General features: G+C 69.2%; 20 protein-coding genes. 2 read left to right on the forward strand and 18 right to left on the reverse strand.

Features of this window, described 5'->3' with window-relative positions; genetic code table 11:
* The 18 genes from ppc to infC all read right to left on the reverse strand — a co-directional run.
* Positions 1 to 2,810 (reverse strand): phosphoenolpyruvate carboxylase (gene ppc, locus APZ21_RS08850; protein WP_054812766.1); only part of this gene is annotated, 2,810 nt, incomplete at its 3' end.
* Between the two features lie 107 nt (positions 2,811 to 2,917).
* The gene (locus tag APZ21_RS08855) at positions 2,918 to 3,334 is read right to left on the reverse strand and encodes a VOC family protein (RefSeq protein ID WP_054812767.1); all 417 of its coding nucleotides are present in this window, start codon (positions 3,332 to 3,334) and stop codon (positions 2,918 to 2,920) included.
* A gap of 221 nt (positions 3,335 to 3,555) precedes the next feature.
* Positions 3,556 to 4,173, reverse strand: coding sequence for a GTP-binding protein (locus APZ21_RS08860; protein ID WP_239476556.1), 618 nt, complete (start codon positions 4,171 to 4,173; stop codon positions 3,556 to 3,558).
* Positions 4,154 to 4,597 (reverse strand): DUF742 domain-containing protein, encoded by a 444-nt coding sequence (locus APZ21_RS08865; protein ID WP_054812769.1) that lies wholly within the window; start codon positions 4,595 to 4,597, stop codon positions 4,154 to 4,156. The genes APZ21_RS08860 and APZ21_RS08865 overlap by 20 nt, the downstream gene beginning before the upstream one ends.
* A complete protein-coding gene (locus APZ21_RS08870; protein ID WP_239476550.1) occupies positions 4,594 to 5,040 on the reverse strand; it encodes a roadblock/LC7 domain-containing protein in 447 nt (148 codons plus the stop codon). Before APZ21_RS08870 ends, APZ21_RS08865 begins: the two co-directional genes overlap by 4 nt.
* Complete coding sequence (locus APZ21_RS08875) at positions 5,037 to 8,348, reverse strand: sensor histidine kinase (protein ID WP_239476551.1); 3,312 nt, start codon at positions 8,346 to 8,348, stop codon at positions 5,037 to 5,039. The genes APZ21_RS08870 and APZ21_RS08875 overlap by 4 nt, the downstream gene beginning before the upstream one ends.
* 197 nt (positions 8,349 to 8,545) lie before the next feature.
* Positions 8,546 to 9,565 carry a hypothetical protein gene (locus APZ21_RS08880; RefSeq protein WP_054812772.1) on the reverse strand — a complete coding sequence of 340 codons (1,020 nt, stop codon included), beginning with the start codon at positions 9,563 to 9,565 and terminating at the stop codon, positions 8,546 to 8,548.
* Positions 9,566 to 9,603: 38 nt separating this feature from the next.
* On the reverse strand, positions 9,604 to 10,125 hold the full coding sequence (locus tag APZ21_RS08885) for a PspA/IM30 family protein (protein WP_054812773.1): 522 nt from the start codon (positions 10,123 to 10,125) through the stop codon (positions 9,604 to 9,606).
* 38 nt (positions 10,126 to 10,163) lie between these two features.
* A complete protein-coding gene (locus APZ21_RS08890) occupies positions 10,164 to 10,943 on the reverse strand; it encodes an alpha/beta hydrolase (protein WP_054812774.1) in 780 nt (259 codons plus the stop codon).
* Positions 10,944 to 10,951: 8 nt separating this feature from the next.
* Entirely contained in the window at positions 10,952 to 11,242 is a 291-nt protein-coding gene (locus APZ21_RS08895) for a DUF427 domain-containing protein (RefSeq protein ID WP_054812775.1), read from the reverse strand.
* A 73-nt stretch (positions 11,243 to 11,315) separates the two neighbouring features.
* Positions 11,316 to 13,820 (reverse strand): phenylalanine--tRNA ligase subunit beta, encoded by a 2,505-nt coding sequence (gene pheT / locus APZ21_RS08900; RefSeq protein ID WP_054812776.1) that lies wholly within the window; start codon positions 13,818 to 13,820, stop codon positions 11,316 to 11,318.
* 31 nt (positions 13,821 to 13,851) lie between these two features.
* Positions 13,852 to 14,916 carry a phenylalanine--tRNA ligase subunit alpha gene (gene pheS / locus APZ21_RS08905; protein WP_054812777.1) on the reverse strand — a complete coding sequence of 355 codons (1,065 nt, stop codon included), beginning with the start codon at positions 14,914 to 14,916 and terminating at the stop codon, positions 13,852 to 13,854.
* A 125-nt stretch (positions 14,917 to 15,041) separates the two neighbouring features.
* Positions 15,042 to 15,386, reverse strand: coding sequence for a type II toxin-antitoxin system PemK/MazF family toxin (locus APZ21_RS08910; RefSeq protein WP_156370895.1), 345 nt, complete (start codon positions 15,384 to 15,386; stop codon positions 15,042 to 15,044).
* Positions 15,353 to 15,607, reverse strand: coding sequence for a ribbon-helix-helix domain-containing protein (locus tag APZ21_RS08915; protein ID WP_156370897.1), 255 nt, complete (start codon positions 15,605 to 15,607; stop codon positions 15,353 to 15,355). The genes APZ21_RS08910 and APZ21_RS08915 overlap by 34 nt, the downstream gene beginning before the upstream one ends.
* 48 nt (positions 15,608 to 15,655) lie before the next feature.
* A complete protein-coding gene (locus APZ21_RS08920; RefSeq protein WP_054812780.1) occupies positions 15,656 to 16,468 on the reverse strand; it encodes a TrmH family RNA methyltransferase in 813 nt (270 codons plus the stop codon).
* 2 nt (positions 16,469 to 16,470) lie between these two features.
* Complete coding sequence (rplT, locus tag APZ21_RS08925) at positions 16,471 to 16,851, reverse strand: 50S ribosomal protein L20 (protein WP_054812781.1); 381 nt, start codon at positions 16,849 to 16,851, stop codon at positions 16,471 to 16,473.
* A 99-nt stretch (positions 16,852 to 16,950) separates the two neighbouring features.
* Positions 16,951 to 17,145, reverse strand: a complete 195-nt coding sequence (gene rpmI / locus APZ21_RS08930; RefSeq protein WP_054812782.1) for a 50S ribosomal protein L35 — start codon at positions 17,143 to 17,145, stop codon at positions 16,951 to 16,953.
* Between the two features lie 74 nt (positions 17,146 to 17,219).
* Complete coding sequence (gene infC, locus APZ21_RS08935) at positions 17,220 to 17,888, reverse strand: translation initiation factor IF-3 (protein ID WP_156370923.1); 669 nt, start codon at positions 17,886 to 17,888, stop codon at positions 17,220 to 17,222.
* 387 nt (positions 17,889 to 18,275) lie between these two features.
* On the opposite strand from infC, the gene APZ21_RS08940 reads away from it, so the two are divergent.
* Both APZ21_RS08940 and APZ21_RS08945 read left to right on the forward strand, forming a co-directional pair.
* Positions 18,276 to 18,617: a DUF1844 domain-containing protein gene (locus APZ21_RS08940; protein WP_054812784.1), complete on the forward strand. Its 342-nt coding sequence runs from the start codon at positions 18,276 to 18,278 to the stop codon at positions 18,615 to 18,617.
* A gap of 54 nt (positions 18,618 to 18,671) precedes the next feature.
* Positions 18,672 to 19,385 carry an alpha/beta fold hydrolase gene (locus tag APZ21_RS08945; RefSeq protein WP_054812785.1) on the forward strand — a complete coding sequence of 238 codons (714 nt, stop codon included), beginning with the start codon at positions 18,672 to 18,674 and terminating at the stop codon, positions 19,383 to 19,385.
* Positions 19,386 to 19,609 lie beyond the last annotated feature (224 nt).

Raw genomic sequence — 19,609 nt, forward strand, 5'->3', positions numbered from 1 at the left:
CCCGAATTGCGCAGGGCGGTGGCCAGCCCGTTCATGGTGAGCAGGATTCCCCGCTTCACCAATTCCGAATCGTCGCCCGCGCGCAGCCGCCGCAGCAGTTCCACCTGCATCTGGTTCAGCGGTTCCAGGTAGGGGAAGCGATTGTGGATGGATTCGGACAGCGACGGGTTGTCGGCGAGCAGGCGGTCGTTGCCGGTGATGGCGGCGTGCATGCGGATGGTGCGGGCGTGCTCGTCGCGGATCATGCCGAAGATGGTGTCGCGCAGTGCCTTGTCCTCGACCAGGTCGGCGTAGCGGGCGGCGATGTCGAGATCGCTCTTGGCCATCACCTGCGCCAGATTCGACAGCACGGTGCGCAGGAAAGGCCATCGCTGGTACAGCCGCGACAGGGTGGCGAGCCGATCGGCGTCGCCGCCGACCCACTCCTCGAGCGCCGACCCGGTGCCGTACCAGCCGGGCAGCATGACCCTGGCCTGACTCCACGACATCACCCACGGAATCGCCCGCAGATCCGACACCGAGTTGGTGGGTTTGCGAGAGGCGGGCCTGCTGCCGATATTGAGATCGCCGACCTCGGCGACCGGGGTGGACTGCCGGAAGTACTCGACGAATCCCGGTGTCTCGTGCACGAGTTCGGCATAGGCCCGGCGGGCGCGCGCGGCGAGTTCGTCCATGAGTTCGTATGCCGGTTCGGCGTCGGCGCCGAGGCCTTCCACGTCAAGCAGCGTCGACTCCAGCGTGCCCGCAATGAGCGACTCCAGATTGCGGTGGGCCGCACCGGATTCGGCGTACTTCGCCGCGATTACCTCCCCCTGTTCGGTGAGGCGCAGCGAACCACGCACCGCCCCCGCGGGCTGGGCCAGGATGGCATCGTAGCTGCGCCCGCCACCGCGACCCACGGTGCCGCCGCGACCGTGGAACAGCCGCAACCTGATCCCGGTCTTGCGCACCACCTCGACCAGGTCGAGTTCGGCACGGTACAGCGCCCAATTCGCGGCCAGATATCCGCCGTCCTTGTTGGAATCGGAGTAGCCGAGCATCACTTCCTGGCGCATATCCTTGGCCGCCACAAGATCCCGGTACACCGCGACCTCGAGCGCCGCGGCCAGCGTCGCCGCGCCCGCGCCGAGATCCTCGATGGTCTCGAACAGCGGCACGATGCCCACCGAGCAGGCGGGCGGACCGTCGGGTTCACCCGGATCGAGCAGACCGCCCTCCTTGAGCAGCAGCGCGGCCTCGAGCATGTCGCTGACCGAGGTGCACATGCTGATGACGTAGTTGGGCACCGCTTCCGGGCCGAGCGTGTCCACGACATCGCGTGCGGCCCTGATGATCCCGAGTTCCTTGGCGGCCAGTTCGCCGAGGCGCGCGTGCGGCCCGAGCAGCGGTCGCCTGGTGCGCAATTCGGCCGCGAGCAACTCGACCCGCTCGTGTTCGGCCAACGCCGCGTAGTTCGGGTGCACCCCCGCCCAGGCGAGCAGTTCGGTCACGACCTGTTCGTGCACTTCCGAGTTCTGGCGCATGTCCAGACCCTGCAAGTGGAAGCCGAAGGTCTCCACAGCGTGCCGCAAAGCCGCGAGCCGGTCGTCGGCGAGCAGATCGTCACCGCTGGCGCGCATGGAGGCATCGATGGCATCGAGGTCGTCGAGTAGTTCCTGGGGGGTGGAATACGGTGTCGCCGAATCGGTTTCCGTTGGGGTGAGAGTCACCGCCGATGGTTCCGCGGACGCGGGCGCCGCACCGTCGATCGCGGTGAGCGCACGGGTCGCCGTGGCCGTCAGCCGGATCCGAATCGTGTGCAGCGCACGGCGATACGGTTCATCGGCATACACGGTCGGATCGGTGTAGCCCGCCGCGGCCAATTCCGCCACGCGCGGGGACACCTCCACCAGCCGGGCCGACTGCGCCAGCGATTTCGCCAATTCCTCGAGGTCGCGCAGATAGCGGCCGAAGGCCACCGTCGCGGCCTGTCCGGCCGCGTGCCGCACCACCTCGGCGGTCACATATGGATTGCCGTCGCGGTCACCGCCGATCCAGGACCCCGGGCGCAGGATCGGACGCGGCAACAATTCGACACCCGGCCAGCGCGAGCGCAGCGCGGCGCGCACCTCGGCATTGATCGCCGGGATCAGGTCGAACAGCGTCAGGTCGTAGTAGCGCAGCCCGACCGCGATTTCGTCCTGAATCCGCAACCGCTGCAAGCGGATCAGTGCCGTGCGCCACAGCGCGAGCACCTGCCCGCGGATCTTCAGGTCGATGCCGGCGCGCTCGCGTTCGGAGTCGGCGTAGCGCTGCCGCAGCCGCATGAGATCGGTGATCTTCGCCTGCACGTCGAAGACGGTGCGCCGCCGGGTCTCGGTGGGGTGCGCGGTGATCACCGGGGACACCAGCGCGTCGGCGAGCAGATCGGCGACCGCGCCGCCGTCGAGCGCCGCGGCGTCCAGTTTGCGGTAGGTGGCGGCCAGGGAGGAATCCTGCGGTGGTTCGCCCGCCGCCTCGTGCGCGGCGCGGCGGCGATCGCGCTGGATGTCCTCGGCGAGATTGGCCAGCAGCACGAAATAGCTGAAGGCCCGGATCAGCGGCAGCGCCACCGCGATATCGACGCCCTCGAGCATCTGCGCGACCGCGCTGCGGCCCACCTCCTCGCGCCGCACCCGGAATGCCTCGATGCGCACCCGCTCGATGAGGTCGAAGACCTCGGGGCCCTCGTGGTCGCGAATGGTGTCGCCGAGCACGCCCCCGAGAAACCGGATGTCGTCGCGCAGCGGCCGGATGGCGTCCTGTTCGGTCTCGATCCGCGGTTCGGTCATCCTCCGACAGTACTGCCGAGTAGCCCCGAGCGGGCGCTTGGTCGCGCGGGGTCCACCGGCCGCGTTCGTGCCGCCGCCCTCGCACGGCACGCCATCGGTTCTCCGGGTCAGAGGACCTGGGAGAAGCGCAGGTGGTTGCCCCACGGATCGCGGAAACCGCAGTCGCGCACACCGTAGGGCTGGCTGATCGGCTCCTGGGTGACCTCGACACCGGCATCGCGCAACCGCGCGAAGGTGGCCTCGACATCCTCGGTGGTGAAGATCAGCGTGCTCTGCGCGCCGGAGGCGAGCCGGGCGCGCGCCGCCTCGGCCATTTCCGGCACCGGCACCATCTCCGGGTACTCCAGGATGAATTCCAGTCCCGGCTGCGCGGCGGGCCCCACCGTGACCCAGCGGCCGCCCGCGAACGGCATGTCCTGGCGCACCTCGAGTCCGATGACGTCGCGGTAGAACTCCAGCGCCTTCTCCTGGTCGGCGACCAGCAGGGCGACGTGGGTCAGCGTGTAATCCTTGCCATTGCTCATGAGTTCCCTCTCTTACGGTTCGTGGAGCCGACACCGATATGACGGCGGTCGCGCGCGGAATTCATCGGTCCGCGCCGCGAACGATATCGCCACAGCTCACAGCGCGCGTGCGGCACGAACCGGATCGCCCGTGGCGAACGCCGGCGGGCAGATCGCCGACGACCGCGCGTCGACGGCGAGCGGGATGCTCATCCACGCGGCCGGACCGATCGCACCGGCGTTCAGCCGCGCGAGCCGACCGGCGGCGGGGTGATGCGGTGCATCAGCACTTGCTCGAGCAGGGCGACCAGCACGTCCCGCACCGAATCACGCCGCCGCGCATCGCATTCCAGGACAGGAATCCAATCGTCGAGCTCCAGCGCCTCGCGGACCTCGTCCAGTTCGAAGAGTTCGCCGTTCTCGAAGCGGTTCACCACCACCACGAACGGCGTGCCGTGCTGTTCGAAATAGTCGAGCACCGGATAGCAGTCCTCGACGCGGCCGGTGTCGACCACGATCACCGCGCCGAGCGCGCCATCCACCAGATCGTCCCAGAGGAAGACGAAACGATCCTGGCCAGGTGTGCCGAACAGGTACAGGATCAGCGAACTGTCGAGGGTGATGCGGCCGAAATCGAGGGCGACCGTCGTGGTGGACTTGTCGACCTGACGGCCCGGATCGTCCACCCCGACCGCCATCTCCGTCATCGCCGCCTCGGTCACCAGCGGTTCGATCTCGGAGATCGCGCCGATGAACGTGGTCTTCCCGACGCCGAAGCCGCCGCTGACCACGATCTTCACCGACGACGGCGCGGGCTGCGCCGTGGTGAGCGGTCCGAATTCAAAGTGCCCGGACAAGATCCCTGATCCTCTCGATGGCCGCGATGGACAAGTCGGGGGCGTCGCGGACCCGCACATACCCCTGGGTGGCGAGATCGCCCACGACAACCCGCGCGACGCCGATCGGCACCCGCAATGCCGTCGCGATCTCGGCGATCGAATACGCCACCTGGCACAGCGCGACCACCGTACGCTCCTCGAATCGCAGCGGCGCCGACAACGCCGCCGGACTCGCCTGAACCAGGGTCTCGATGCGCAGACCGTCCACCAGCGGCGCGGTACGGCCCGCCGTCACCACGAAGGGACGCACGAAGCTCTCCGCGGTCTCACCATCGGGGTAGACCGCCCGATCCGGCCGCGGCGCGACCGGATCGAACCATCCCGTCGATCGGGCGGCCGGGATCATGCGCGGGTCGGGCAGGCGCGGCCGATCGGGATCTCTCATCTGCGCAACGTCTCTCGCAATTGGGTGATCAACGCGGGATCGAGCAGTGCACCCGCCCGCTCGGCCAGCACCGCCATCTCGTACCCGACCAGACCGACATCGCAGTTGCCGTCGGCGATGACGCCGAGACAGCTGCCGTCACCGAGCGCCGAGATCAGCAGGAAACCGCGCTTCATCTCGATCATGATCAGTTTGAGACCGTCGAAATCGTAACTGCGCGAAGCACTCTTGGCGAGACTGGCGAGCCCGGACACCATCGCGGCGAGCCGATCGGCACCGGCGCGGTCGAGACCGTCGGACATGGCGATGAGTAGCCCGTCGGAGGACACGGCGACCGAATCGCGGACTCCATCGGTATTGCGGACGAAATTCGCCAGCAGCCAGTTGAAGGTCTGCGGATCCGGTGTGGCACCGACCGAAGTGGTCACGGCATGTGTAGTCACGAACTCCCCTTGTCGTACTCAATCATCGAGCGCTTCCGCGCCGGATCACCGGCGCGCGTGTCGGATTCGTTTCCGACGACGTCTCGTCCCGTCGGCGGGACCTGCGCGGACGGCGCCGCCGCCCGAGAGCGGAGCAGCTCATCCGCGGAAAGCAGTTTGCGATGCGGACGGGTCTCGTCCCTCCCCGTCGCCGCTCGTGGCACACCGGATCGCGGGGGTTGGGGCCCGGCGGACCGCAGCGAAGCGGTCGACTGCGGCGAAGCGGTCGACTGCGGCGAAGCGGTCGACTGCGGCGAAGCGGTGGGTCGCCGGATGCCCGACAGCACAGCAGGATAAGGCGGTGCGGCGGGTCGCGGCGGGTCCTGCGGCGGCGATGCGGAGGCTCGCTCGAGCGCGGAGAGATCCGACGGCAAGCCAGGTCGCGGCGCGGCGGACGGTTGCGGGCCGGCGAACCGCGGCGACGCAATCGACGGCGGGGACAGCGAAGTGACCTGTGTGGAACCGGTCGACGGCGCGGACGGCAGTGGCGCGCCGCGCTGGACTCCGGTGCGGAAGGCGGACAGCATGCCGCGCACCTCCTCGGGCGTTCGTTCCGGGACGGGTGTGCGGGGAGGGCGCGGCGGCATCGGACGTGCGGCCGGACCGTCGGGCCGTTGGCGCTTATTGCGCTTCACCAGGCCGTTGCGGGTGCGCTGGACCGGCACCGGCCCGGATTCGACCGGGGCAGAATCGGATTCGGATACTTGCCACCAGTGTTGGTTCGACTCCGAGCCGGTGACCGAGTCCGCGGCCGTGGCGCCATCCGCGGTGTGCGGCGCTCCGGCCGCGGACACCGCGGTCGGGGCGGCCTTCTCGGCGGCGAGAACCTCTGCGGCATCAGCGGCGGAGCCGGTCGCCGAAGCAGAGGTGACACCGGGGCCGAATCCGGCGCCGGGCGCAGCCGCGCCGACGCCGGCACTCGCGGCGGGCGTGACCGTCGGCGCGGTCTTGTCGCGGCGGTCGCGTGAGGCGGGACTTCCCGTGTCGGCCACTCGACGGTGACCACGTTCGCGGCCGGCCGCGTGCGCGGGTCCCGGACCGTTCCAGCTCTCCAGGGCCGCGGCCGCGGTAAGTCCGGCATCGGCGGAATGTGCGGGGCGACGTTCCCGCGCGGCGGTTTCGGCGTTCGGAGGCGCGCCGCGGCTTTCCGCGGACGCGGCCGCGAGTTCGGTCGGATCAGCGACGCTCGCCGAGGCGAGCAAACCGCCGTCGGGTTCGGTGAACGCGAACAGCGAATTCTCCCGGACGCTCGGGTCATCGACGACATCGGCGGCGATCGGATCATCGGGCGCGGAGAGCGGTTCGACGTGTCCCCCGTCGAGGATTTCGGGGGGAAGCAGGAGGCGGGCGACTATGCCGCTGACGGGCGAGGTGTTGAGCTCGACATCGACCTTCAGGCGGCGGGCGAGGCGGCCGACGACGTAGTGGCCCAGGTAACGGGTGGAGGCGACGAGGAAGTCGCGTTCGCCGCGCAGGCGGGCATTGGCCTCGGCGAGGGCGGCGGCGGGCATGCCGACGCCGTGGTCGACCACGGCCAGCAGATAGCCCGACCCGCGTTTGCGGCCGTAGACCTCTACCTCCAGATCCGGTGGGGAGAAGGCCAATCCGTTCTCGATGAGCTCGGCGAGCATATGCGCCAGTTCGCTGACCACCGCGCCAACGACCGCGACCTCGTCGATGCGCCGCAGCACGACCCGCCGGTAGTCGTCGACCTCGGACAGACTGGCGCGAATCACGTCGGTGAGCGGGATCGGCGCGGTCCAGCGACGCGGACTGCCCTCGCCGACCAGTACCAGCAGACTCTCGGCATTGCGGCGCATACGGGTGGCGAGGTGATCGAGTTCGAACAGATTCGACAGTGCCTCGGGGTCGAGTTCCCCGCGCTCGAATTCGCTGATCAGACCGAGTTGGCGGCGCAGCAGATTCTGGTTGCGCCGCGCCAGATTCGACATGGACTCGGTACTGTTGCGCCGCATCACCGCCTGTTCGGAGGCGAGGTCGACCGCCGTCGTCTGCACCCGGTCCAATGCGCCCGCCACGGCCGCGATCTCCAGGCACGCCCCGGCGGGCGCGCGCACCGGGGCGGGTGGGTCGGGCGCGTCGTCGGAGGCTTCGTGCCAGGCGGCGATCACCTCCGGCAGACGCCGACTCGCCACCTCGTCGGCTTCGGCCGCGAGCGCGGCGAGCGGCCGGACGATGGCGCGCAGACTGGCGATGACAAGCCCGATCTGGGCCGCGATCGCCAGCAGCGCCGCACCGACGAACAGGCCGAGCCGCAGTGCGGCGTCGCGGCGCAGCCGTTCGGCTCGATCCGCGACCGCCGCACCGACCGACCGCTGCACCGCCCGCTGATCATCGATGACGGCGGTCATCTGCGACCACCACGCGATCGCGTCCACCGACGAGACCAGCGGTCCCGCCGTCGAGGCGATCGCGACATTCTCCGATGCGGCGGCGCGCAGGGCGTCCTCGCTCGCCAGCGCCGCGTCGAGCATGGCCTGCTGGGCGGGGGTGGCATCGCGCGCGAAGGCAGCCAATCCCGCGACCTTGGCAGCCCGAATGTCCAGGAACTGCACGTATTCCCCGGGGCCGAATCCCTCGGCGGAGAAGACGCCGTTGAGGAATCCGCGTTCCCGCGCGGTCTGCTCCTTGGCCTCGCCGAGCGCGTATAGGGTCTGCAATCCGTGCCTGACCTGCGAGTCGCCGGCCTGGTCCAGACCCAGCCGCAGAGTGTTGAGTGCGTTGATGCCGTCGGTGTAGTACTGGAAGGCGGCAGCGCGCGGTATCCGGCCCGCGTCGATCTGGGTTCGGGTCGCCGCCAGCGTGGCGAAATGGCCGAGGGCCGAACGGACCTGGTCCGTGCCGGGCGCCCGCTCGGCCAGCGCGGCGTCCAGCGCCTGGAACGCGCGGTCGGTATTGCCGCGCTGATCCACCACCGGTTCGCGCAGTCGTCCGTCGCCGCCGAGCCTGCCATTGGTGAGACCGCGTTCGCGCTGGACCTCGTGCAGCACGTCCTGGACCGCGAGTCCGAGCGCCACGGCGTCGGCGGTGTCGCCGCTGTGCCGGAATGCGTCGAGCTCGCGGGCGACGGTGACGCCGAGCAGCGCCGACACCAGCAGCAGCGACACCAGCAGGATTCGGGTCAGCTGCCCGCGAATAGTGCGTGGCCGTACCAGATCCAGTGCCGCCGCGCCTCGTCGGCCCTCGTTCGCGCGAGGCGCGACATCGGTTGTCCCACCGGGCTTCTCCGGTCCAGACCGTAAACGCACCACCTGCTCCTCCGAACGCGAGCCGTGACAGCTCCACGACGAGCGCACGGAAAGTCAGGAGCACGCTCCCACAGGGGGTTTCGGCCGTCAATGCAAGAAGCGGACAAATCGGACATACTATCGGTTTGTATACATGCTGGTAATCAACATGTTCCGGTGTGTCCATCCGCTCACACGGACACCGGCGCGACGGTGGGTCAGCCGGCGAGGATCGCCAGTACCGCGTCGGAGGTGTAGAAGGGTTCGAGCCGTTCCCGAATCAGGCCGGCCAGTACGCCATTGCGCTTGGCGCCCTCGATGATCGCCGGTCCGTAGCGCAGGATCTCGGCGGCGATATCGTCACCGGTGAGGCCGAGTTCGGGCAGCATGGCCGCCAGGGTGTAGTCGCCGTATTTCTGGAAGAAGACGTCGACGCATTCATCGAGCAGCAGCCCGAAGTATTCCTTTTCCCGTGTCGTGACCATGATTTCGTAGCAGAGCAGGACCAGTTCGTTGAGATCCTTCCGCGTCAGGTACTCGTGCAGTCCGCTGACCGGTTCTCCCGCGTGCAGATCCCAGAACTCCATCGCCGCCGAATGCACGGGGGCCTCGCGCAGCATTTCCCGAATGGCGTTGTTGGTGCGTTTGAGCGCGAACAGCGCGCCCTTGCCCGCGAGGTCACCGACGAAGGAGTTGTCGGCCACCTTCTTGGCCCGATTCGCCGCCGACTGCCCGATCGACATCAACGAGGACATGCCGGGAATCTTCTCCGCGCGTTCCCGGTTGGCGGCCATGAAATCGTTGATGAGTTTGTCCACGAACTTCGCGGCGACGGTGGCCACCAGCGGACTCTCGGTGAGCCGGTCGAGTATGCGTTCCTGGGCCTGGTGCATCCCGAAGATCTTCTCCAGCAGCGCCTCGACCGGTTCCCGGTCCACCACGTCGCCGAGGGTGTACTCGTCGTTCTCGGCGATGTTGTCGTAGATCGAGTCCGCGAACACCCCCGCCATATCGGCGAAGACCGGGCTGCCGCCGACCAGTTCGACCACGGTGCGCACCGTCCGCTTGGCCTGCTCGGCCTCGATGACCTCGCGCACGACGAGGGTGTCGGCGATCTCGACGACCGCGGCGACGTCGCGGCCGATCACCTCCGTGAACCGGTCACCGCTCACCTCGGCGAGCAGGAATTCCACCTGGGCATCGAGCAGTCGTTCGGCGATCTCGCGAGGCTCGCTCATCGGAATCCATCCCTCTCCTGCGGCGCGCCCCGATCGGTCTATCGATCGCGACGTTCGGCATCCTCGCCGCGCAACGACTCGCGTATGCGGTTCAGACGTTCGCGCGCCGCCTTCTCGCGCGCCTGAAATTGTTCCTCCACACCGCGGCCCGCCGGGGTCTGCCGGTCGAGTTCACCCATCCCCTGCGCGGTGCCGAAGCGCTGCTCGACCTTATCGCGAACAGAGTCGAAACTCGGCACACCGGAGTCGGAATAGCCGCCGGTCGACGACGTGCCCAACGGGCCGGTCGACGGAATCGGTACCGCAGGTACCGGAAAAACGCCTCCGACCTGCTGCCCCGATACGGCGTCACCGGAGGTCGGGCCCGAGCCCGCCGCGGCCGAAGTGGCGGGATTCACATTCTCGACCGTCTCGGCATGATGGACGCCCGACAGTTCGTCGAGCGCGGCGCGCAGTGCCCACAGCCCCGATCGACCCGCAACCACCGGACGCAGAACCGCGATGAGTTCGGCATCCGACAGCGCCGCCAAGCGCGCCGCGATATCGCTGTCATCAGTCATAGAGCCAGGCTACGCAGCAGCGGCGGCCCGCGAATCGATCACCGACCGAGCACATCGTCGGCGAACTCGCGCACGGTACGCACCCACCGGCCGCCGTCGAGCGCGATGAGATCGTTGTGTCCGGCCCCGGGGAAGATCTCCAGCCGTTTGGGTTCCGGTGCGGCCTCGTACAGCCGCCGCGCGTGCCGCAACGGCAGCAGTTCGTCCCGGTCGCCGTGCATGATCAGCAGCGGCGCGCGCAGGGAGCGGATGCGGCGCAGACTCGGATAGGCGTCGGGCACGAGCGGACTCGGCAGGAACGGATACACCGACCGGGCGGCGTCGCGGATACCGGTGAAGGTCGACATGAGCATCACACCGATCGGCGGGAACTCCGATGCGAGTTCGACCATCACGCCGCCGCCGAGGGACTTCCCCAGGTACAGCACCCGTGCTGGGTCGACACCCTCCTGCTCGAGCAATGTCCGCCGGGCCGCCCGCGCGTCGAGATAGGTGCCCGCCTCGCTCGGGCGACCGGTACTGCGGCCGTAACCGCGGTAGTCGAAGGCCAGTACGTCGAATCCCAGTTCGGTGAGCATGGCGAAGATCGGCACCCGGTCGCCGATCGTGCCGCCGTTGCCGTGCGCGAACAGGACGTGCCCGCGCGACCCGCGCGCGGGCATCCACCATCCGTGCAGCGTCTGCCCGTCCGAGGTGCGCATGGACAGATCGGCGAAGGCCAGATCGAGCGCCGCCGGGGTCAGCGGGATCTCACGATCCGGCTGGAAGGTCAGCGCATTGAGGATCGGGGCCGCCGGATGCGGTACGGCCGGTCTCATGCGCGGACTCAGTTCTCCACGACGTGCACGCCGCGCCAGAAGGCCACCCGGTCGCGGATGTTCTCCGCCTCCGCCTTCGGATCGGGATAGAACCACGCGGCGTCGACATTCGACCGGCCGTCCACGGTCACGGTGTAGTAGGAGGCAGTGCCCTTCCACGGACACACCGTATGGGTGTCACCGGCCGCGAAGTACTCGCGGACCAACGAATCCGCCGGGAAGTAGTGATTGCCCTCCACGATCACGGTGTCGTCGCTGTCGGCCAGCACGACACCGTTCCATATCGCTTGTACGCTCATCGGACCTCCCATGTAGTCGCCATCGGGTCGGTTGCCACGCTACCCGCGGCACCCGGCGACGTCCCGGTTCTCCTCAGCCGCGCAGCACCGCGCCGACCGCGTCAGCCGCCGCGGCGACCGCGGCGTCGCGCGCCGCGCTGGCCTCGTCCTCGGTCAAGGTGCGATCCGGGGCGCGGAAACGCAGCGCGTAGGTGAGCGATTTGCGTCCCTCCCCCGCTTGCGCGCCCTCGTAGACGTCGAACAGCGCGATGTCCTCGAGCAGCGCACCGCCGCCGCCGCGCAGCGCGGACTCCACCGAGGCCGCGGGCACCGACTTCGCCACGCTCACCGACACGTCCTGCAAGACCGCGGGGAACGGCGACACCACCGGGACCGGCCGCGACGACACCAGCGGCAGCGCGTCGAGATCGAGTTCGAACGCGCAGGTGCGCGGCGGCAGACCGGCCCGTTCGAGCATCGCCGGATGCAGTTCGCCCGCGTGCCCGACGACCACGCCGTCCACGACCAGTTCGGCGCACCGGCCCGGATGCCACGGCAGATAGGCGGCCGGACGCCGCTCGATCCGCACACCGGCCGCCTCGGCGACCACATCGGCCAGCGCGAACGCGTCGGCGGCCTCGGACGTGCGGCCCGGTCCCCACGGTCCGCGCGGCTCGCGGCGACCGGTGAGTACCGCGCCGACGTGCACCGGCTGTGCGGGCAGCGAATCGAGCAGCGCCGCTACCTCGTCGTCGGAGGGGCGGCGATCCACCGCGAGCGCCTCGATCGGCCGGGTGTTCGGGCCGGGGGCGACGATCTGTGCGATGCCGTAGACGGTGAGGTCACGCGCGCCGCGGGAGATATTGCGGGCGGCGACCTCGAGCAGACCGGGCAGCAGCGTGCCTGCCAGTTCGGCGCGCTCCACGTCCAGCGGGTTCAGTACGCGGGTGGTGTTGCGACGCGGATCGTCGGCATCCAACCCCCACACGTCGAAGACGCCCGCCACCAGAAACGGCGGCACCGGCACCTCGACACCGCCCGCGAAGGCCAGCGCGCGGCTGACGGCGCGGCGGCGGCGCTGGGACTCGGTGAGCCCCCGACCCGCGGGCGCGGTCGGCAGCACCGAGGGAATCTGCTCGAGTCCTTCCAGCCGCAGCACCTCCTCCACGAGATCGGCGGGCTGGGCGAGATCGGGTCGCCAACTCGGCGGGGTGACCACGAGTTGCCCGTGACCGGTCTCCTCGTTCACCGCCACCTCGACGGTGCAGCCGATCTGGGCGAGCCGCCGGGCGGAGGTGCCGGTGGGGTAGGTGACACCCGCGACGCGATCGGCCAGATCGATGTCGATGCGGATCGGCGCGGGCTCGGGCAGCGGCACCCGGACATCGGTCAGCCCGGATTCGACCGTGCCACCGGCGATCTCGGCGAGCAGCGTGGCCGCGCGGTCCAGCGCGGCGACATTGATCTCGGGATCGACGACGCGTTCGTAGCGCTTACCGGCCTCCGACACCAGCTTGTGCCTGCGCGCGGTGCGATAGACCAGCAACGGATTCCAGGTCGCGGCCTCGAGCAGCACGTCGGTGGTGTTCGCGTTGACCTCGGTGCTCGCGCCGCCCATGATGCCCGCCAGTGAGATGACGCCGGAATCGTCGGCGATGACCACGTCCTCGGCGTCGAGCACGCGCTCGGACTCGTCGAGGGTCCGCAGCGTCTCGCCCTTGTGCGCGGCGCGCACGACCAAGGCGCCGCTCACCGCGGAGGCGTCGAAGGCGTGCAGCGGCTGACCGAGTTCGAGCATCACATAGTTGGTGACGTCGACAGCGGGCGAGATCGGCCGCACCCCCGACAGCAGCAGACGGCGCTGCAACCACCACGGGCTCACGACCTTCGGGTCGAGTCCGGTGACCCGGCGCACCGCGAAACGAGTGCAGCGCGAATCGGGTTCGAGGGTGACCGGCCACGCCTGCTCGTCGGCGTCGGGCAGGGTGCGCACCGCGGGATCGGCGTAGTCCAGGTCGAATCCGCAGGCGAGTTCGCGCGCCAGACCGCGTACCGAGAAGCAGTAGCCGCGATCGGGGGTGATGTTCAACTCGATGACCGTGTCGTCGAGACCCAGCAATTCGTTGGCGTCCGTGCCGGGCTCCGCGGTGCCGGGCTCGAGCACCAGGATGCCGCCGTGATCCTTACCGATGCCGAGTTCGGCGACCGAGCAGATCATGCCGTTGGACACATGGCCGTAGGTCTTGCGCGAGGAGATCGCGAATCCGCCGGGCAGCACACCGCCCGGCAACACCACGACGACCAGATCGCCGACCGCGAAATTGCTCGCGCCGCAGACGATCTCCTGCAATTCGGCATTGCCGACGTCGACCTTGCAGAAGCGGATGGGCTTCTTGAACTCGGTCAACTCGGTGATCTCGGCGACCCGACCGACCACGAGCGGCTTGTCGATGTCGCCCGCCACTCGCTCGAGTTCGTCGACTTCCTCGACCTCGAGGCCGACGCGGACGAATCCGGCGTCCAGTTCCTCCGGTGTCACCGACCATGCCGGATTGGTGCGCCGGATGATCTCGGTCAGCCAGGACTGCGCTACTCGCACTTGACGTTTCGCTCTCTCGATCGAAGGTGGGTCAGGACCGGATACCGAAGGGCAGGGTGAATCGCACGTCGCCCTCGACGATGTCGCGCATGTCGGCGATGCCGTTGCGGAACTGCAAGGTCCGCTCGAGGCCCATACCGAACGCGAACCCGCTGTACACCTCGGGATCGATCCCGCTGGCGATCAGCACCTTCGGGTTCACCATGCCGCAGCCGCCCCATTCGACCCAGCCCGCGCCGCCCTTCTTGTCCGGGAACCACACGTCGACCTCGGCGGAGGGCTCGGTGAAGGGGAAGTAGTTGGGACGCATACGGGTACGCGTGTCGGGGCCGAACAGCGCGCGGGCGAAGGCGTCCAGCGTGCCGCGCAGATGCGCCATCGTCAGGCCCTTGTCCACGGCCAGACCCTCGACCTGGGAGAAGACCGGGGTGTGGGTGGCGTCGAGTTCGTCGGTGCGGAAGGTTCGACCCGGGCACACGATGTAGATGGGCAACTCCCGCTCCAGCATCGAGCGCACCTGCACCGGCGAGGTGTGGGTGCGCAGCACCTGACGCGATCCCTCCGGGGCGATGTGGAAGGTGTCCTGCATGGTGCGCGCCGGATGGTCGGGCAGGAAGTTGAGCGCGTCGAAGTTGAAGTGTTCGGTCTCGACCTCGGGGCCCTCGGCGACCTCCCAGCCCATCGCTACGAAGACGTCGGCGACCTGCTCGGAGATCACGGTGATCGGATGCCGGGCGCCGACCTGTTCGCGGCGCGCGGGCAGGGTCACGTCGATCGCCTCGGCCACGAGCACCGCCGCGTCGCGTTCGGCGAGCAGCACCGCGCGCCGGGCCTCGAACGCCTCCGACACGCGCGCCCGCGCCACATTGACTCGCTTGCCCGCGTCGGCCTTATCCGATTTCGGCAGCGCGCCGAGTGCGCGCTGGGCCAGCGCCAGCGGCGCCTTGCCGCCCAGGTGCTCGGTCTTGGCGACCGCGAGCGCGTCCAGATCGGCGGCCGCGGCGAATGCCTTCTCGGCCGCCGCCGCGGCGGCGGCCAGCGACTCCTCGGTCAGCGCCACGGAGTGCGCGGCGTCGTCTTTCGTGTCGTCGGCCACGATCGTTCGTCTCTCCCCTTGGGATCGGTTCGCGCGGGTCCGGCGGGTGCCTGCCCACATTGCTGCTGGTGGAATCCTATGGGATGGCCCGGACCGGGTCGGCCCGGGCCGCGCCGCCGCACCGCTCAGAGCACGCCGCGCAGGACCCGACAGCCCGCCTCGACCACCCGGCGGGTCAGTTCGGGATCGAGCACGTCGAAACGTTCTCCCACGTGCACCCGGGGCAGCCACAGCAGCCGATCGGCCAGCGCCACGCCGAAGGGCGTCTCCACCGCGGTGTCGAAAGGCATTGCGCGGAAACGGGTTCCGGTCTCGATTTCGACCACGACCACGGTCGAGCCTTCGGCATTGTTGTATTCGTCACTGGAGACGACGAGATACAGCTCGCGCGCGCCGGTCAGCGCGGACGGCTCGGAGATGTAGACGTCGCCCTGTTTCACGCCGCCCCGCTGGAGCGGCCCTGCTTCCATCGGGACAGTCCGTCACGTACGGCCCGCGACTTCACGGCCAGACTTTCGGCGTCCTCGGCCTCGGCGACCATTCGCGCGTGTTCGGCGAACTCCCTGCGCAACAGGTCCGCCTCGATGGCCCTGGTGGCGAGTGCGGTGAGCGAGATGCCCTCGCGGGCCGCGACCCGACGCGCCGCCTCGACCAAGTCGCTCGGCAACCGCAGGTGCACCGGTTTCGTCACATCCATCACGGTACCCGGACGCGCGGCGCCGTGCCGACGACCCGCGCGCTACCGGGCCCGCGACCCCGCGTACAGGCAGATGGCGGCGGCGGCCGCGAGGTTGAGGCTCTCCGCGCGGCCGCGGATGGAGATGCGGACGCGGTGATCGGCGCGGGCGGCCACGGCCGAGTCGAGGCCGTGCGCCTCGTTGCCGAACAGCCAGGCCACCGGGCCGGCGAGGATCTCCCCCGCCTCGTCGAGATCGACCTCGCCGTAGGCCGCGGTGGCGAGCACGGTGATCCCGGCCGCGCCAAGCGCGTCGAGGGTCGCGTCGATATCGCGGCTGCGGACGATCGGCACGTGGAACAGACTGCCCGCGCAGGCGCGCACGCATTTGCCGTTGTGCGGGTCGACGGTGTCTCCCGCCAGCACCACGCCGTCCGCGCCGACCGCGTCGGCGACCCGGATCAGGGTGCCCGCATTGCCCGGATCGGCGATCCCGACCGGCACGGCCAGCAGCCGGGGGCGCTCGCGCAGCACATCCTCGAGCGGCACGTCGACCAGATCGCATACCGCGACCAGACCCGGCGGCGTCACGGTCTCACCGAGGTGCTGGGCCGCGCGCTCGCCGACCAGCGTGACCCGCACGCCGTCGGCCGCCGCGCCCGCCACGAGTTCGTGCTCGCGGGTCGCGGCCGCCGCGCTGTAGAACAGCTCGCGGACCCGCCCGGTCGCCAGTGCCGCGGCCACGGAATTCGGGCCCTCGGCCAGGAACTGCCCGGTCTTGCGTCGCTGCGCGGCGCGATGGAGCTTGACAGCGGAAACGACCCGCGGATTGTGCTCGGAGAGCGCGTCCGCGGGTCGTTCCGGTGTATGCGTCAAGCTCAGGCGGCCGGCGCGTTGACGTCGGCCGGGAGCGCGGCCTTCGCCACCGCGACCAGGCCCGCGAACGCCTCGGCGTCGGAGACGGCCAGCTCGGCGAGGATCTTGCGATCGACCTCGACGCCGGCGGCCTTCAGGCCCTGGATGAAGCGGTTGTAGGTGATGTCGTTGATCCGCGCCGCGGCGTTGATGCGGGCGATCCACAGCTTGCGGAAGTCACCCTTGCGCGCCCGGCGGTCGCGGTAGGCGTAGGCGAGCGAGTGCAGCTGCTGTTCCTTGGCCTTGCGGTACAGCCGCGAGCGCTGGCCACGGTAGCCCTTGGATGCCTCGAGGATGGAACGGCGCTTCTTCTGAGCGTTGACGGCCCTCTTGACGCGTGCCACTGGTCAGTCCTGTTCGAAGTTGGGGGCGCGTCGGTCGCGCCCGAAGATGGTCGGGATGGCGCCGGATGGTCTCCGGTCGCGGTGTGCCGCGGTGGCGGGTCAGATACCCAGCAGCTTCTTCACGCGACGGACGTCGGCAGCCGCGACGACCTCCGTGCCGTCCAGACGACGAGTCCGGCGGGAGGACTTGTGCTCGAACAGGTGGCGACGGTTCGCCTGCTGACGAAGCAGCTTCCCTTTACCGGACACCTTGAATCGCTTCGAGGCGCCACTGTGACTCTTCATCTTCGGCATGGATTCCTCAATCTGTCTCGTGCCGGTGGTTCTCGGGGAACCACCGGTTCTGATCGGTGTTACCGCTGGTCGGCCTACGAGGGCTGATCGGCGGCGGGCGCGGCCGGTGCGGCGGCGGTCTGCGCGGGCGCGGACTGCTGCGGACGCGGAGCCGACGACTCCTGTTGGGCCTTCACGCGTGTCTTCGCACCCTTGTGGGGCGCGAGGACCATGGTCATATTGCGACCGTCCTGCTTGGCGGAGGTCTCGACGAAACCGAGTTCGGCGACGTCGGAGGCGAGGCGCTGCAACAACCGGAAACCCAGTTCCGGCCGCGACTGCTCGCGACCACGGAACATGATCGTCACCTTGACCTTGGACCCGGCCTCGAGGAAGCGAACGACGTTGCGCTTCTTGGTCTCGTAGTCGTGGTCGTCGATCTTGGGGCGGAGCTTCTGCTCCTTGATGACGGTCTGTACTTGGTTCTTCCGAGACTCGCGCGCCTTCTGCGCGGTCTCGTACTTGAACTTGCCGTAGTCCATGATCTTGCAGACCGGCGGACGGGCATCCGGGGCCACCTCGACGAGGTCGAGGTCGGCTTCGAGGGCGACGCGTAACGCATCTTCAACACGCACGATCCCAACCTGCTCGCCGCCAGGTCCGATGAGACGGACTTCGGGAACACGGATGCGATCGTTGATGCGGGTCTCAGTGCTGATGGGGCCTCCTAGGTCAAGCGGTGTCGTCGGACGACCGCACGCAATAACTGCAACCCCTTGTTCAACACAAAAGCCCCGTGGCGGTATTTCTCCACCACGGGGCCCGAGTCGACCGATCATCGGCGCGCGTGCACGCGTCGACCCTCGCACCGGATGCTCTCCGTACGAGGAACCCACCCGAAAGGGCGGCTGACCGGACCGTTCGACCGGTACGATTACTCGTCGGCAACGGTGGGAGTCGGGCTCCACTTATCGGCCCCAGGCAAGCCCGAGGCGGTCGTCGCCGAAAAGTCTAACATTCCCAAACGCTATCGCCGAATCACCACCCGCCGCACGCCGCGACCAGCGCCGTGACCAGCACGAACGCGGCCTGCCGGTAAGTCGCGCGGAGGCGGGCGCCGCGGGTCCGCGCGCGCCACATAGCCTTGCCCCATGACTGAACAGCCGGACGCGGCCGTGCGTGAACTCGCCGACATTCCCGCGGTGGAGGTGATCAGCCGCGCCGCGGTGATGCTCATGAGCTCGGCCGCCGAGAAGTTGGGCCTGGCCGACGAGGATCCGGCGAACAGTTCGCGCCTGGATCTGGACGAGGCACGGCGGGTCATCACCGCGCTCGCGGGTCTGGTCACCGCGTCGGTGGAATATCTCGGACCGCACGCGGGTCCGATCCGCGACGGCCTGCAATCGCTGCAACGGGCCTTCCGCGAGGCGTCGGCGCATCCCGACGAGCCGGGCAGGGGTCCGGGCGAGAAGTACACCGGCCCGGTCCGCTGACGGTTCGCGCCGGATCGGGGTACGCATGTCGGTGGCCTACGGCATGGTGTCGGTATGGCGAAGACACCGATTCTGTTGATACCCGGGTTCTGGCTCGGGGCGTGGGCCTGGGACGAGGTGGCCGACGAACTTCGTGAACGCGGTCACGAGGTGCGCGCGCTGACGCTGCCCGGGCTCGACCCGGCCGATCCGTACCGGCTTGACGCCACCCTGGAGGACCAGGCCCGCGCCATCGTCGAGGCGATCGGCCCCGAGGGCGACGCGGTGCTGGTCGCGCACTCCGGCGGTGCGGTGCCCGCGTACCGGGCCACCGATCTGGCGCCCGAGCGCATACGGCACGCGATCTATATCGACAGCGCGCCCATTCCCGACGGATTCGTACTGCGCGAGGATCTCGGCTCGGCCCGCGCGTTCGAGCTGCCGTCGTGGGCGGAATTGGAGGCCGAGGGCAATAGTCTCACCGGACTCGACGAGGCCGCCTTGGCGCGCTTCCGGGAGCGAGCGGTGTCACAGCCCGCGAGTGTCGCGGGGGCGCGGCTGGAATTGAGCGATTCGACCGCGCGGCTGGAGGTGCCGACGACGGTGGTGTGCACGAGCATCACCGCCGAGTTGGTCGGCCAGTTGGGAACGAGCGGGGAGGCGCCGATCTTCAGCGAGGTGCCGCGGGTTGGTGCCACGCTGATCGATCTGCCGACGGGGCACTGGCCGATGTGGTCGGAGCCGAAACGGCTGGCCGAGCTCGTGGACCGGGTGGTCGGCGGGGCATGAGAGGGACGGGGACGGCCGCGCACCGGCCCCGTCCGGTCTTCACGCTCCCGGTGTCACCGAGATGGATGAGCCGGAGCTGATCATGTTGGCCAGAGCCGTGAAGAGGGCGCTGAAGCCCGCACTTCCGGTGTCCATGTGATGTGTTTCCTTTCGAGAGCGCTCAGGCGCCCGGGGTGTAGTTGATGGACGAGCCGGTGCCGAGGAATTGCAGGACCAAGGCGACC

This window comes from Nocardia arizonensis, from assembly GCF_001310275.1.
In the GTDB taxonomy this organism is placed as follows: domain Bacteria; phylum Actinomycetota; class Actinomycetes; order Mycobacteriales; family Mycobacteriaceae; genus Nocardia; species Nocardia arizonensis.